Here is a 14,408-nt window from a genome sequence, read left to right on the forward strand (position 1 = left end):
CAGCCATGCTCACCGGCGACGGGCTGCCCCACGTGCGCCAGGTGCTCAGCTCTGCGCCTTCCAGTGGCTCAGGGCCTGCCGGACCATGGCAGTGAAGCGATGGTCAATGCCGGGAAGCCGAGTCGCGTCCGCCAGCAGATCGGCCAGGGCCTCCGCGGCGAAGGCGGCGTCTCCGGCCTCGCCACGGCGCATGGCCAGGCCCAACCGGCATCCGAGGGTGCGCAGATTCTCCGGTCCGTAGACGCGCAGCAGACGCTCCAGCAGGTCGGCTTGGACGGCTGCGGCTGCCGCCGGGTTCTCCGCCTGGGCATGCTCACGGGCTACATCGGCGAGGGTGCCCAGGGTGTCCGGGTGGTTGGGTCCGAGGACGCGTTCCCGGTCAGTCGCGAGTTGCCGGAAGTCTGATAGAGCTTCCGTCGTGTGGCCGGCCTGGCTGCGCAGGTAGGCGAGGTTGCCCAGGACGACCAGTGTGAGCGTGTGGTCGGGGCCCAGGACCCGCAGGGTGTCCTCGCGAAGTTGCACGTGGGCAACCAGGGCGCCGTCCGTGTCGCCTGCCGTCCCTCTCCACCGCGCCCACTTCGCTCGAGTGTTCAGTACGTCCGGGTGGTCGGGGCCCAGAACCCTTTGCTGAGCCGCGTGGAACTCCTCGAACGCGGCTGCGGCCCCGGGCGCGTCCTCGGCCTCGACCCTCGTGACGGCCACGTTGCCATAGGTGACAAGAGTGTGCGGGTGGTCAGGGCCCAGCACGCGGATCACGCTGTGGAGGAGCTCTGAGTAGGTGTCGGCTGCAGTCGCTGGGTCACCTGCCTCGCCCTGGTAGCGGGCCAGGTGGGCCCAGACGTTCAAGGTGTCGGGGTGATCAGGTCCCAGCGCGTGCCGCCGCCGTTCCAGGAGCTCGGCGTAGACGGCAGCGGCTCCAGCCGCATCCCCTGCTTGCCCTCGCCAATGTCCCAGTCCATTCAGGGTGTTCAGCGTCAGGGGGTGGTTGGGATCGAGTGCCCGCTCTTGGTCGTCCAGCAACTCGGCCATGGCGGCGGCGGCTCCGGCGGCGTCTCCGGCCTCTCCGCACCACTGTGCGAGGTTGGCTCGGACCGCGAACGTGTCCGGGTGGTCGGGCCCCGAGATGCGTTCCCTGTCGCTGAGCAGCTCCCGCAACTCGGCAATGGCGCCGGCATGGTCCCCGGCGCGCCCTCGCAGGAGAGCAAGGTTGTTGCGTGTGGTGAGGGTGCTCGGATGGTCTGGACCTAGCACGCGCTGCCGGTCGGCCAGCACCTCGGTCAAGACTGCCGTGGCACCGTCCAGGTCTCCTGTCTCCGCTTGCCAGAGCGCAAGGTTGCCCCGGTTGGTCAGTGTCTCCGGATGATCGGGGCCCAGCACGCGATCGGACTGCCGCAGGAGTTCGGCGGAAGCGGCGATTGCCCCGGCCGCGTCGCCGGACTCCCCGCGCCAGCGCACATGCCTAGCCCAGGCTCTGATGGTTTCGGGGTGGTCGGGGCCCAGCATGCGCCGCCGATCCTCCAGTACCTCGGCGAAGGCGGCGGCGGCTCCTGCCGTGTCTCCGGCATCTCCGCGAAATCGGGCCATGTTGGCCCTCACTGTCAGTGTCTCTGGGGCATCCGGACCCAATACGCGGAAATGATCGTCAAGCAGTTCCTCAAGGGCGACAGCAGCTCCGGCGGTGTCTCCGGACTCTCCCTGCCAGCGGGCCCGGATCGACCGCAACACGAGGGTGTCCCGGTTGTCGGAGCCCCACACGCTCGGTGCGTCCTCCAACAGGCGTCCGGCCTCAGCCATCGCCCCAGCCACATCCCCTGCCTCCCCTCTCCACCGGACGGCGTGGACACGTGCTGCAAGAGTTTCGGAATGGTCGGGCCCCCGATAATGGGCAGCTGTGTCCGCCAAGTCGGCGAAGTGCTTAGCCGCGGCGGCGACGTGACCGGATTCGCCGAGACTGATGCCGACATGGCTCAGTAGCCCGAGACCGGCGCCGCCGTCGCTCCATAGGGCGTCGCCGGCGCATCTGCAGAGAGCAGTGGCGTTGGCGCGCAGACTCTCGGCAAGTGCGGTGTCCTTCTCGACATCAGGCCAGACGCTCAGCAGCACCTTTGCCACCAATCGGGCCGTGGGGTCCTGTAGATCTGCAGGTGTGGACTCGCGGACCGAGCGCTGGATGAGACCGTGGACGCGTACCGCCTGGTGCGGGATCTCGGGAGTGTGCTCGACGAGGCTCAGGCGGTGCAGGACGCGCAAGGCATCGTACGCGTCGTCCTCACTCGTCTGCTGAGGGCCGGGGCCGACCCCGGAGGCTGCTGGGCGATGGATGTCGAGGTAGCTGAGCACACCGGGGGAGGACAGGACGCTGGCTGGAATGCCGTTGGGGTCGAGCCACCCGGCGATCTCCAGCATGGGGCTGGCCAGGCCCACGGGCCGCAGCTGGTCTGCCCGCTCGATGGACAGGGACCAGGCGGCGGCCACGGTGGTGGCTTGGTCATCCGGCAGCCCGCTCGGGTCCGGCATGACATCGGTCAGAAGACGGGCGCGGTCCGAGAGCCGCCGTCGGTAGGAAGCGCAGTTGATCCCAGTGTCGACGATGTACGCCGCGGCCTGTGACAGGGCCAGCGGCAGATAGCCCAGGTCCTCGGCGATACCCCGCATCTCATCCAGTTGGTCGGCCAGACCGTGAGCGGCGAGAGACTCGGTCAGGTAGGCAACCGCCTCATCGAGGGTGAACAGCCCGACCTGCAGCACGTTCCCTCGCCCGGTCAAAGCCGCGTCGCGGCGGCGCGTGGTGACCACGGTCCGGCCCCGCGGGTTGTCGTCCGGCGGCCACAGCTCACGCAGATCGCCGGGGTCCGCGACATCGTCCAGGACGACGAGCCACCGGCATGCCGCACGCGGCGCCGGCGGGGGCGCAGGCGCGAGCCAGGCGAGGAAGGACCGCGCGGCGTCTTCTGGAGATGCTGGATCCGCACCACACAGCTCGACGCCGGCTTGCGCGTATCCGGAGATGACGGCGGAGCGGCTGCTCGCCGTGATCCATACGAGGACGTCCAGACTCCCGGCCGTCCAGGCGCTGTGTGCGTAGTCGGCAGCGAGTTGCGTCTTGCCGACGCCTCCCATGCCGGTGAGCATCTGGGAGAGCACGGTGGTGCCCCCGCCTTCCGCTGCCGCGAGGAGTCGCTCGACTTGGCCGCGGCGCTGAAAGCACTGCGCCCGGCGGGGCACGACACCGACACGATGGGGCCACGTGGCAGGCTTGCGTGGCGCGCTCTGACGCACCACGGTCAGGCTTTCCACGTTCAATTCGTGGATGTAGCCGGCGTTGGCGAATGCACCTTCGGAAGCGGTTGCGTTACCCGTCCCGGACACCTCAATGCGGGCAATCGCTTCCGGGTTGGTCCCCCATAAGGGGCCGCGGTATCCGGTCACGGCTGTTCCTCCGGATTCCGCCTTCGCGTCACCGGTGCCTTCGACCTTGACATCCGGATCGTCGCTCCGCGTCCTGGCAGCGTCTCGCTCGTCGCGATTCGCGGCAGAACCGTCCTGGTGCTTGCGCCGCTTCGCCATAGGTGCTTCCCCGCCCCCTCCGCCCAATGTCCCAGCAGATCAGCTCTCGTCGCTTCCGCTGACGGCCCTGCTCCCCTCACCGGTGGCTGTGGCTTTCCCGGTGTCCCGAGTTGTCGCCGACCAGCGCCGCCGCCCTCCGCGGAGTCTGGAGCCGGACACGGCCGTGCCACCGTGGGAGGCTTCCGCATCCCCGGTCCGCTCGACTACGTCTTGAGACCGGTTGTCCCGTCCCGAAAGCAGGGCCCAAAGGAGTGCTCCGATGCCCACCGCCGCCTGGACCGAGGCGCCGACGAGCTGACCGGTGTCGGGGCTCTCCAGCAACCACACCAGCGGTGTCGAGACGATCCCCACCGCCGCCAGCACGATGACGGTGAACTTCCGTCCCCGTGTCACGCCACCCACACCTCCCCCACGGTTCGGCCGACTCGGCCGACTCGGCAGCCCGGCACATAATCGTTTGTGCCCGCCTGGCAGCGTCCGATGCAGAAGTTATGGGGCGACTTCAGTCGGAACAATCGCTTCGTCGTTGTGAGCCCCAGGAATGACAAGATCTGTGCAAATCTGACCACTTGGTGCGCTTGGCGATGCGTGTCATGTCATCTCCGGCGGCCAGCGCTTGCAACTGCATGAGCTCGGACCCGGCTCGACGTCCAGGATGATCACGTCGTAGTTCCCGCGGATCGGCTCGATCGCGGCCGCGTACATCCCCATCCATGCCGCCCGCGTCAAGGGCCGAAAGCCCCGCTGCAACCCCGCCAGGGGCAGGGCAGACCGACTCCCCGTGCTCAGCTCCGGGACACGGACGAAGGTGGGGGCCCGACCGGTCAGGGCGTGGGCGAGGCCTTCGTGAGCGACATCCGTTCTCGGACTGTCCTGGACCCGCAGTCCCATGTCACACCCTGCTCGGCTCTGGCCGGCGTGAAGGGGCAGGCAACTGCCAGCACGTCACCGACCGGGAAGGCCCCGGCACCCATCATTTGGCCAGGGTAGATGGATCCCTTTGCGGTTCTCGCGGGCCTACCAGAGAGCGAACGACTCCGGACTTGGGGGCCGTGTGCGGCGCTCAGGGGCCAACTGCAACGTGGATGTGGCTGAGCGCTTCGGTTGGCCCGAGGGGCCAACCGAAGCGCTTGCACACACCTGCCCAGGGGGTTGCCCCTTCGTCAGCCGTGCTCGAGCTCCACCGGGAGCCACAGTTCGGCGTCGGCCTCGGTCTTCTCCTGTCGCAGACGGGTGCGCAGGATCTCAGGTCCGGTGCGGCTGCGGTACGGGTTCGACGGGAACCACTCGGTGAAGACGTCCCGCCACAGTTCCTGGATGGCCTGCGGCGCCGGCCCGGAGGTGGTGAAGACCGCCCAGGTGCCGGCCGGGACGGCCAACGTGGTCATGCCCTCGGGAGCGGCCACGGAGGTGATCACTCCGTGGTAGTAGTCGAGTTCGGTGCCCTCGGCGCGGCTGGGGTCCAGGTCGTCGCAGACAGCGACGATGCCGTGCGGCTCCTGGTCCGAAAGCTTCTCCAGACGCTCCAGGGCCTGCGGGTCGATCCCGCGCACAAAGTCCATGATCGCCTGGTTCTGCCCCGTGTGCACCAGCGGTACCCGGGTCTTGAGTCCGACGACCGTGAAGTCCGCCTTGTCCACAACGCGGAATCGCATACTGCTGTTCCCTTCGATGGTGAGGCGGAAGGCTATCCGGGGCTGGGAGCTGAGCGCGGCGCCGGTACGCCGGGCCTCGCCTGGTCCGATGCCGTGCATGGCACGGAACGCCCGCGCGAACGCTTCGCCGGAGCCGTAGCCGTAGCGCACCGCGATCTCCAGCAGCGTCGCCCGCCCCGCGAGTACTTCGGCGCCCGCGAGGGTGAGCCGACGGCGCCGGATGTACTCCGACAGCGGCATCCCGGCGAGTGCGGAGAACATCCGGCGCAGGTGGTACTCCGAGGTGGCCGCGATGCGTGCCAGCCCATCCAACTCGATGTCCTGGTCGAGATGGCGCTCGATGTGCTCCATGGCCTGGTTCAGCCGCTCCAGCATGCCCGGTTCCTTCCTCTTGACGATCACCACGCTAGGCAGCACCCACCATGCCGGACCCGACATCTTGTGCCCGATGAAGTCGGGTGACCGAGACAGCCCGGAAGGTTAAGCGGCAGTGGCCGACCTGACTCACTCCCCTCGAAGAGCAGCAGCCGGGTCGACACTTCCCAACGAGCCACGCCCGGCGCTCAGGTGGGCCAACTCAACCGCTCAGAGGCCAGCTGAAGGACTCAGACAAAACTGTCACTGAGCGCCACAGTTGGCGGGGATCGCCGACTGTGGCGCTCAGGAGTTTGGGCCGGTGGCGCAGGGCCGTGACGACGGTGAGGAGCCCCGTAGACGTCGCTGCGGTGGTTATGAGGCGGTCTGTGGCTGTGCGCCGAGAGAAGTCCATGTGCCAGTTGGTGATCCAAGTCTGTCCGTTGTCGAGAGAGAACGCCTGCTCCCAGTGGGCACGGTCGGTGGTGAGGCCAGACCAGATGAAGCGCGCCTTGACCTTGCGGCCGTCGTGCTGGTCGTCGCCGTGGAAGACTGCGGTCAAGGCCCTCGAAAGCCCGGTGGACGACCAATCATCTCAACCGAGCAGGCTGGAAGACGCGACGCAGCCTGCACGCTCCAGTCCGGAGCGACGACACGCTGGTGCTCGTGACAACGAGGCGCAGTACACGGCTCGGCGAACCCGCGATGGCCCATCGACCTTGCCGATCGTCGCCGGTGGACCGTCCACTACTGGTCTGCCGACGGGGGCTGCTCGAACATCTGGAGCACACCGCCGACGGAGAAGCACAGCGCGCCGGTGAGAGTTCCCCAGTTGGCGATGCCCGCGTTCACCAGGCTGCCGGTGCTCGGCACGGTGAAGTCGGCCAGTGCCGAGATCATGAACAGTACGGATCCGGTCTGGTTGACCGCCACGATCCACCAGCCGAGTTCGTCCGCCTGGATGCCCGGGTGGCCGTGGCACACCTCTTCCAGGGCGAGGTGTCCGGAGATGAGGAAGAGCAGGCAACCCACCATGTCCGGAGCCCAGATCAGCCGGTTGGTCTGCTGGGCGGAGAGCCCGTGGAGGAACGAGTCCAGCAGGTTGAGGCCGAACACCAGGGTCCCCGCGAACAGGACGAACGTACTGAGCCAGTCGATCCGCATCGGCTCGTACGTCCACCAGCGCCAGTCGCGTGTCTCCAGCGCGTCCGCACTGCCGCCCAGCGTGGGCGCGTTGATCGTCTGGAGCAGGGAGGCGTAACCGCCCGCGTTGAAGAACAGGCCGCCCGCGAAGTAGACCGAGGCGCTCGTCGTCGGGCTGCCGCCGCCGAGGGCGATCGCCGCGCCGATCGCGAACAGCGCTCCGCCGAGCGTGAAGGCCACCGCCGCCGTGGCGTTGAGGGCCCGCAGCCTGCCGAGGGCCATCGTGTCCGCAGGCCGCGCGACCCCCGCTGCGCCCTCGGCGGCCTTGACCGTCAACGTGCCGCGTTTGCGCGCCGCCCGCGACTCCCACACCGCGACGCCGCCCTCGGCGGGCCGCCAGGTCAGCCTGGTGGTGAACGGCCCCGCCCCTTCGGCCCGCTTCTCGGTGTGACCCATGCCCACAGCGTAGGAGCCCGGTGCTGCGCGGGGCGGTGAGCGGCCAACCGACACGCGCTGACCCGCACGCGTCGGGGAGGGAGCAGGATGAGGGGCATGGGCGAGGCAGACCGGTGGCCCTTCCGGAGGGTGAGGTGGGCGGAGTAGGCCGTGCCCGTGCTGCGGTAGGGCCGGGCCCACGAGGTGCGGCGGAGCCGGCTCCCTAGGGTAGGAGCTCGCCACGGCCGGCAGCCCCCCAGGCCGTACAGGGCTCTGCCCCGTACCGCCATGGAACTGCTGATCGTCCATGCGGAAAGGGTGCGGCGGGCACTCGTGTGAGTGCCCGCCGCATTCGGGACTGACGGTATACCAACGGCCAACTGACGATATGTCAGTAGCTGTCTCCGTCATGGAACATCACGGACGAAGCATCCCGGACAGCGTGTTCTTTGCCTTCCGGGTCCCGTGCCTGCGTGGGAATGTCATTGCTTCTGGGAGCCGACCTCCAGGTATTGCTGGTACACCTGGCGAGAAAGCGCCGCATACGCATGCAGATTGCGGGCGCATTCCCGGACCTCGGTGCTCCCCTCCGCGATCATCTTCTCCGCACGAAGCAGAAGTCTGTCCAGATAGGAGAAGACGTCGACTTTCGGGGGGTCGAAGGTTCCGTATTCGACCAGGTTCTTCACCGACAGGAGGTACTCGTCGGATACCAGCAGATCGGTGCGGAGATCCCTGGTCTCCTCGTCGACCCCCTTCGGGGGGCGCATGAGTTGTTCCCACAGGCTGTAGGAATCCATGAATTCCATCTCCGCCGCACCTCTCCTAGTGATCGTCGTGGTACCAGAAGCTGACGAGCTTGCCGTCCTTGAGGATTCCGCCGGGGCCTCCGCCCGGGGTCGTGTACTTGACCCCCTTCGTTCCGTCGGCCAGGTCCACCAGTCTCGCGTTCATTCGCTGCTTCTTGGGATTCGAGTCGAGCCATGCCTTGGCATCGGCCTGGTATTCCGCTTCACTCTTGCCGAGTGCCTTGGCGTGCTTCTCGTAGTGGTACTTGAAGCTGTCGGCGAGGGTGCGGTTGGGGGACATCCAGACGGATTCGAGTTCCGCGTCGCACGGCGTCTCGTTGTGAACGAGGAGCGGAGTCCTGTCTGCCAGCACATAGTACGTGTGCAGCTCGTCGACCGTCAGGTTGTGGACCCGCATCGGCCGGGTCCAGGCGCGAACGCCGACCAGTTCCCTGAGCTCACCCTCGGGAGTGCGCAGCCGGTCACCGGTCCTCAGGTCCCGCGCGGCGAGCCACTCGTGCCGGTTGTCGACCCAGAACGTGTGCCCGTCCGTGGCCGTGATGGTGCCGGTGGCGCTCCCGGCCGCGCCGTCGGTGTCGACGGTGAGATCCCGCAGGTTCTTCCGGCCCTCGCCGACGATCAGGTGGGTGACCGCACGGCCCTCGGTCCTGCCGGCCACGGGGTCGGTCGCCAGAACCCGCTCGCCGACCCGGATGTCCTCGATCGGCTTCCGCGTGCCGTCGGCCATGAGGACCAAAGTGCCCGGTGCGAAGCTGTTCTTGGTCTTCTCCCCGATTTTGCACGCCGTGCCGACGCCCTCGAGGATCTTCTCGGACTTCTTGATCAGATTCTTCGCCGCAGCGGATTTCTCGAGGAAGTCGTCAATGCCACCGACGATGCGGCTGAGGGCCTTGGCGATCGCCGGCGTCTCCTTGATGATCTTGAGCGCCTTGCCCCAGGGAAGGCTGCCCACCACCGCCCAGAAGCAGCTCTCGAAATCGCCTTCGGCGAAGCACTTCTTGATGTCCTCGAAGAGGAGGTCGACGATGATCTCGCCGCCGTTCTCGACGAGGAAGTCGACGAGACCCTTCTCCGCCAGCTGGCGGGCCTTCTCGTAGTCCTCCCGCGAGATACCGGCGCGCTCCAGCGCGTCGAGCTCGGCTTCGCTCAGCTTGCGGGTCTCGCCCTTGCTCCCGGCCTCCTTGGCCGCGGCCTCCCGTGCCTTGCGCTCCTGCTCGCGCTCGTACTCCTCGGCCTTCTTCGCCGCCTCGTCCGCCTCGCGGGCGTACGTGTTGGCGTTCTTCGCCGCGGCCTCGGCCGACTTGGCGTGGCCCTCGGCCGACTCCGCGAACTTGTCCGCGTCCGCGGCGTCCTTCTCCGCCTGGGCGGCAGCGCCCTGGGCGACGCTGGCCTCGCGCTCCGCCAGGTCGGCCGCGCTGTTCGCGGCCACCGCGTGGTTTTCGGCCTCGGCGGCGGCGCCCCGGGCACGGGCCGCCTCCGCCTCCGCCTGGTTGGCGGCGTTGCGGGCCGCGGTCGCGTCCGCGTAGGCCTGGTTGGCGGCCTGGCGGGCGAGCTTCGCGTCGGCCTGGGCCTGCGCGTCCGCGTCGTTGGCACGGGCCGCGGCCGCGCGGGCCTTGGCACCTTCCTCGGCGGCCTGCGCCGCCGACTTCATGGCGGCGGCAGCCGAGCGTGCGGCGTTCGCGGACGAACGCGCCGCGTCCGCGGCGGCCTTGAAGGCCGGAGCGACCTGGGCGTTGGCGCGCTTGGCCGCGGCCTCGGCGGCTTCGGCTGCCTTCACGGCCTCCGCCGCCTTCGCCTCGGCCGAAGCGACCTGCTCCTCACCCATCTCCTGCGCCGCCGCTGCGACCGCGGCGGCGAAGTCGGCGTCGACGTCCTTGCCGGCGAACGGCGCCGTCAGTTCGATGGCCGTGTTGGCCGGTTCGGCGATCCCGGCGGCCGTGCTGCGGGCCGCGGCCGACGCCTTGACCGCGACGGCGGCCTGAACCCGCGCCATGGCCGCCTCGCGGACGGCGCCCTGTGCCTCCTCCTTGGTGCGGTTCGCGGCCAGGAGTGAGTTGTTCGCCTCCATGGCGGCGAGACCGGCGAGACGGGCGGCCTCGTGCGCGGCGATGCCGGCGCGGGCCTCCTGGGCCGTCGCCTCCGCCGCCTTCTGGTTGGCGCGCTGGGCAGCCGCATGGGTCAGGGCCGCCTCCGCCTCCGCGCGGTTCGCCGCGGCGTTGGCGGCGGCAGCAGCGGCCTCGGCCTTGTTCGCCGCCGCGTTCGCACGCGCGGCGTGCGCGGTGGCCTCGGCCGCCGCGGCCCGCGCACGGGCGGCAGCACCCGCGGCCTCCGTAGCGGCGGAACGCGACCTGATCGCGGCTCCGCTCGCCGTGTCGGCGGCGCTACGGGCCTGACCGGCGGCCACACCGGCCGCGTCGGCGTCGGCGCGCGCCGCATCCGCGGCGGACCGGGCCACAGCCGCGTCGATCGTGCCACGGCCGGAGGCCGCGATCGCCTCGGTCGCACGGGCACGGGCCTGCTGTGCCTGGTGCCGCTGCTCGGCCGCGCGCGCGGCGTTGCGGGCGTTGCGGGCGTTGACCTCCTCGGCCCCCGCCTTGCGGTCCGCCTCGGCGGCGATGCCGTCCTGACGCGCGGCGTCCGCGCGTGCTGACGCCGCTGTGGCGGCAGCCGCCTGCGCCTGCGCACGGGCGGCGGTTGCCGTGCGGGCCTCGGCCTCGGCGCGCGCACGCGCCGCCGCGGCGTTGTCCCGCTCGCGCTCGGCCCGGGCCCTGGCCGCCGCGGCGAGATCCCTTTCCCGCTCGGCGATCTTGCGCTGCTCGGCCGCGATCTGGGCCTGGCGCTGTGCCTCGACGCGGGCTTCGCGGGTCTTGCGGGCGTGCTCCCACGCCTCGCGTTCGGCCTGCTCGGCCGCCAGGCGCGCCTGCTTGGCACGCGCCGCGGCGGTCGCGGCGATCTTCGCCTGCTTGTCCGCGGCCTCCGCCAGCCGGGCCGCCGCCCTGGCGTGCTCCTCGGCGTTCTCGCGCCACTTCTTGGCCTGCTGCTCATGCAACTCGGCCTGGTTCTTGGCGTTCAGGCCGGCGGCGTCTGCGGCGGTGGCGTCCACCGCGTGCTGTGCCGTCCGGGCGGCCTTCACCGCGGCGTCGGACGCGGCCGCGATACCCGTGGCGACGTCGGACCACTGGGCGCCGTGCTCCAGACCGGTCTCCACCAGCACGTCGGCCTGCACCTTGGCCTGCGCGGCCGCGACCTGTGCCGCCTTGGCGGCGTCTTCGGCGTACCCGACCTGACGTGCGACCTCGGCCTTGACCCGGGCGTAGTCGGAGAGACGCTTGCCGGCCCGGTCGGCCGCCAGCATCCGGTCCGCCTCGCGCGCGGCCGATGCCGCCGACGACATGGCGTTGGAGGCGCTCTTCAGCGCCTTCACCGCGTCGCCGTGCGCGGCGATCAGCTTGGTGCGGGCCTCGGCGGCGACGGCCGCCTTGCGGGCCAGCTCACGCAGTTTCTCCGCGGCCTCCTGGGCCTCCTTCTGCGCCTTCTCGTGCGCGGCCCGGTCGTCGGCGTCCTGCCGCGCGGCGGCCTGGTAGCCCTTCTCCAGAAACTCCGCGATCACCGCGTCGCTCTTGGAGTCCAGCGCGGCCTGCGCCGCCCGCTTCACCGCGGGGCCGCCCACCGACGCCAGCATCTCGACGCGCTTGCGGTTCTCCTCCGCGCGCTTGGCGGCGTTCTGCTTGTCCGCCTCGTCACGCTGCTTGGCGATGCCGGCGCCGAAGGCCAGGAAGTCGGCGCGGTCCTGCGCCGTACCCTTGAGGACCCGCTCGACCTCGGCGTTGAAGAACGGGCCTCCGGTGCCGCGCAGCTTCTCGATCTGCCCGCGGTTCGCGACGTCGGCACCGGCACGCTTGTCCTTGGCACGCTGGCGGGCCTCGGCCTCGCCGTGTTCCAGGAACTGCCGTATCGCGTTCGGGTCCTTGCTCGCGAGAGCCGCCTTGGCGGCCTCCCGAACCTCTTCCTCCTCGTCGAACTCCGCGAAGTCCTCGACCAGTTGCCGGTCCCGCTCGTCGCTGATGCGGTCGAGCTCGGACTTCGCGGCCGGTGCGTCACCACTCGGCTTCGGCTTCAGCGCCGCGGCGAGCTGGTCCAGTGACTGAAGCGTCCGCGTCAGCGACGCCTTCTCGCCGGGTACGGCGGTCGCGGCAGCGGCCTCACCGGTGGCGGTGCCCAGCACCGCCAGGACGACCGCGGCCGACACGGCCTTCCGTACGTTTCCGGCCACGCCTGCGCGCAGCCTTCCGGCTCTGGGCCGGAACCTTCCCCACACGGGAAACCCCCTAGAAGAATGGATCAAGAAACCCCGCCCACGCCTGGTGGGCGGGGCGGTCGTATGCCGTTCGGCCGGCCCCGGTCACGGGCCGGCCGAACCCCTCGGGACCAGCCGCGGGTCAGCCGGGATCAGCCCCGGGTGCGGCTCTCGCCGTCCTGGGCGCGGTCGAACATGGTCTTCCAGAACGCCGCGGCGTCCTGCGCTCCGGCCAGCTCCCCGGCCCAGGCGTTCCGATTGCCCTCGGCGGTGCCCGAAATGGCCTTCCACAGCTGCTCCGCCGACTCCTGGGACAGCAGCGCGACCGCCCGCCAGTTCTCCGCCTGGGCCGCCGCGGCGGCCTGCTCGGCCCGCCATGCGCGCTGCGCCGCGTCCGCGTGCTCGGACACCGCCTTCCACGCCCGCTCCGCCTCGGCGCGGGCGGCAGCCGCGTCCGCCGCGCCCTGCACGGCCGCCTCGGCCGCCGTGGCCTCCCTGATCAGACGGGTCAGCGTGTGGTGCCGCATCGTTTCCGCGTCGGCGACACGCGTCCGGTACGCCTCCAGGTCCAGCGCCGCGCCGGTCGCCCAGCCGTAGCCGAAGAACTCGGCCACGTCCGCGTCCGTGGCCCCCGGCCGCAGCGCCCACTGCGCCGCGACCCGTACCTGTTCGCCCGGATCCCGCTCACCCAGGCCGTGTACGAAGTCCCGGTCCTTGGCGGCGACTTCCAGCCGCTGCCGCTCACCGGCCTCACGCGCCGCACGGTCGCGCCGCTGCGCCTCGGCGTACCCCGTCCTCACGAATGCCGCCTGCTCGGCGACGCTCCCCTTCAGCGCCCGCGCCGCGGCCGCCCGCACCTCGGGGGAGAACTCCACCGTGTGCGTGGCGACCACCCGCTCGCAGTACGCCTTGTTCCGGGCACGCGTATCCCGTGCACGCTGCTTCGCGTAGTCGAAACCGCCGCCGGGCGCGAGCCACTCGACGAGCGCCTCGTCGCCCCGGGAACTCCGCAGCGCGTTCCACGCCGACGTCCGTACCTCGGCGGCCGGGTGCGTCTTGGCCATCGATGTCACCCGGCGGCGCGCCTCCTCGATGGCCGCTGCCAGCTCGGGCGACAGCGCCTGCTCCGGCTCACCGGCCGCGACGACGGGCACCGACGGCGCCGCGGAAGCCGGTGCGGCAGCCGCGGCACGGGCGTCCGCCCACGCCGGCGCCACACCCACCACCGCGATCGCGCCGGCCAGCACGCCGACCGCCACCGTTCGCGCGCCCCACCACTGACGACTCAACTCACAACCCCCTGAGACAAGAAGAACGTGTTCACAGCCGCGGAGGGGCAGGGCCGTAGGTCCTGTCCGGGCCCGAGAAGATCGCCCGCGCAGGACGGCCCTGCCCCTCCCGGTACTCAAAGGACGCGCCCAAGCGCCCCGTTCGGCAGGCTTACGCGACCGGCTTGACCTGCCACAGCTGGGCCTCGGTCCGGTTGCAGGTGTACAGCTGCGTGTTGACGCCGTTGTCCTTCTTGGCGCCGGGGACGTCCAGGCACATCCCGTCGGCGTGCATGGGCTGCAGCTCGTACAGCTTGCGGACGGGGTCGACGAGCATCATCTGCCAGCGCTGGTGCTCCCCCTCCCCGCAAGCCCACTGCTGGACGACGGCACCGGGCTTGGTGCCCTGCCGCTCCACTTCGAGGCACTTGCCGCTGAGGACGGAGCGCAGCTCGAAGCTGCCGCCCGGCTTGGCGACGGCGTTCCACTTCTGGGCGGGGGTGCCGTTGCAGGTGTACTGCTGGACGTCGATGCCGTTCGTGGTCTTGGCACCTTCGACGTCCAGGCACTTGCCGCTGTGGGCGGCCGTGAGCTGGACGACCGTCTGCGGCGTCGCGGCGCGGAACCTGGCCTCCGACGCCTTGGCGACAGCGACCGCGGCAGCCTCGTGCGCCGCGGTGGCGGGGTCCTCGTCCCCGGCGGCGCGGCGGGCCTTCTCGGCGGCGATGCGGGCCGCTTCGGCCGCGGTACGGGAGTCGGTGCCCTCGTCGGCCTGCACGATGGTCGCGGTGCCTGCCAGTACGGCGACGGTGGCGCCTACGGCCAGGGCGGCCCGGATGATCCTGGACATGATGGGATCGGTTTCCTCTCGCGTGTTTCG

General features: G+C 70.5%; 8 protein-coding genes. All 8 read right to left on the reverse strand.

Annotation, left to right across the window (positions count from 1 at the left end; all coding sequences use genetic code 11):
• Positions 1–45: 45 nt before the first annotated feature.
• Positions 46–3,297 carry a tetratricopeptide repeat protein gene (locus ACTWOL_RS33905; RefSeq protein ID WP_474300714.1) on the reverse strand — a complete coding sequence of 1,084 codons (3,252 nt, stop codon included), beginning with the start codon at positions 3,295–3,297 and terminating at the stop codon, positions 46–48.
• A 309-nt stretch (positions 3,298–3,606) separates the two neighbouring features.
• Positions 3,607–3,960: a hypothetical protein gene (locus tag ACTWOL_RS33910; protein ID WP_474300715.1), complete on the reverse strand. Its 354-nt coding sequence runs from the start codon at positions 3,958–3,960 to the stop codon at positions 3,607–3,609.
• A 770-nt stretch (positions 3,961–4,730) separates the two neighbouring features.
• Entirely contained in the window at positions 4,731–5,597 is an 867-nt protein-coding gene (locus tag ACTWOL_RS33915; RefSeq protein WP_474300716.1) for an AraC family transcriptional regulator, read from the reverse strand.
• 726 nt (positions 5,598–6,323) lie between these two features.
• Positions 6,324–7,175 (reverse strand): hypothetical protein, encoded by an 852-nt coding sequence (locus ACTWOL_RS33920; RefSeq protein WP_474300717.1) that lies wholly within the window; start codon positions 7,173–7,175, stop codon positions 6,324–6,326.
• 461 nt (positions 7,176–7,636) lie between these two features.
• Complete coding sequence (locus ACTWOL_RS33925; RefSeq protein WP_474300718.1) at positions 7,637–7,963, reverse strand: hypothetical protein; 327 nt, start codon at positions 7,961–7,963, stop codon at positions 7,637–7,639.
• A 16-nt stretch (positions 7,964–7,979) separates the two neighbouring features.
• Positions 7,980–12,236 (reverse strand): Hint domain-containing protein, encoded by a 4,257-nt coding sequence (locus ACTWOL_RS33930; protein WP_474300719.1) that lies wholly within the window; start codon positions 12,234–12,236, stop codon positions 7,980–7,982.
• Between the two features lie 176 nt (positions 12,237–12,412).
• On the reverse strand, positions 12,413–13,549 hold the full coding sequence (locus tag ACTWOL_RS33935; RefSeq protein ID WP_474300720.1) for a hypothetical protein: 1,137 nt from the start codon (positions 13,547–13,549) through the stop codon (positions 12,413–12,415).
• A gap of 151 nt (positions 13,550–13,700) precedes the next feature.
• Positions 13,701–14,378, reverse strand: coding sequence for an RICIN domain-containing protein (locus ACTWOL_RS33940; RefSeq protein WP_474300721.1), 678 nt, complete (start codon positions 14,376–14,378; stop codon positions 13,701–13,703).
• Positions 14,379–14,408: the final 30 nt, after the last annotated feature.

The organism is Micromonospora sp. IBHARD003 (assembly GCF_056106285.1).

What these genes read in the sequence shown, in the direction of transcription:
- ACTWOL_RS33915 (WP_474300716.1), bottom strand. Translation starts at nt 5,597, where the DNA reads ATGCTGGAGCGGCTGAACCAGGCCATGGAGCACATCGAGCGCCATCTC.
- ACTWOL_RS33920 (WP_474300717.1), bottom strand. Translation starts at nt 7,175, where the DNA reads ATGGGTCACACCGAGAAGCGGGCCGAAGGGGCGGGGCCGTTCACCACC.
- ACTWOL_RS33925 (WP_474300718.1), bottom strand. Translation starts at nt 7,963, where the DNA reads ATGGAATTCATGGATTCCTACAGCCTGTGGGAACAACTCATGCGCCCC.
- ACTWOL_RS33940 (WP_474300721.1), bottom strand. Translation starts at nt 14,378, where the DNA reads ATGTCCAGGATCATCCGGGCCGCCCTGGCCGTAGGCGCCACCGTCGCC.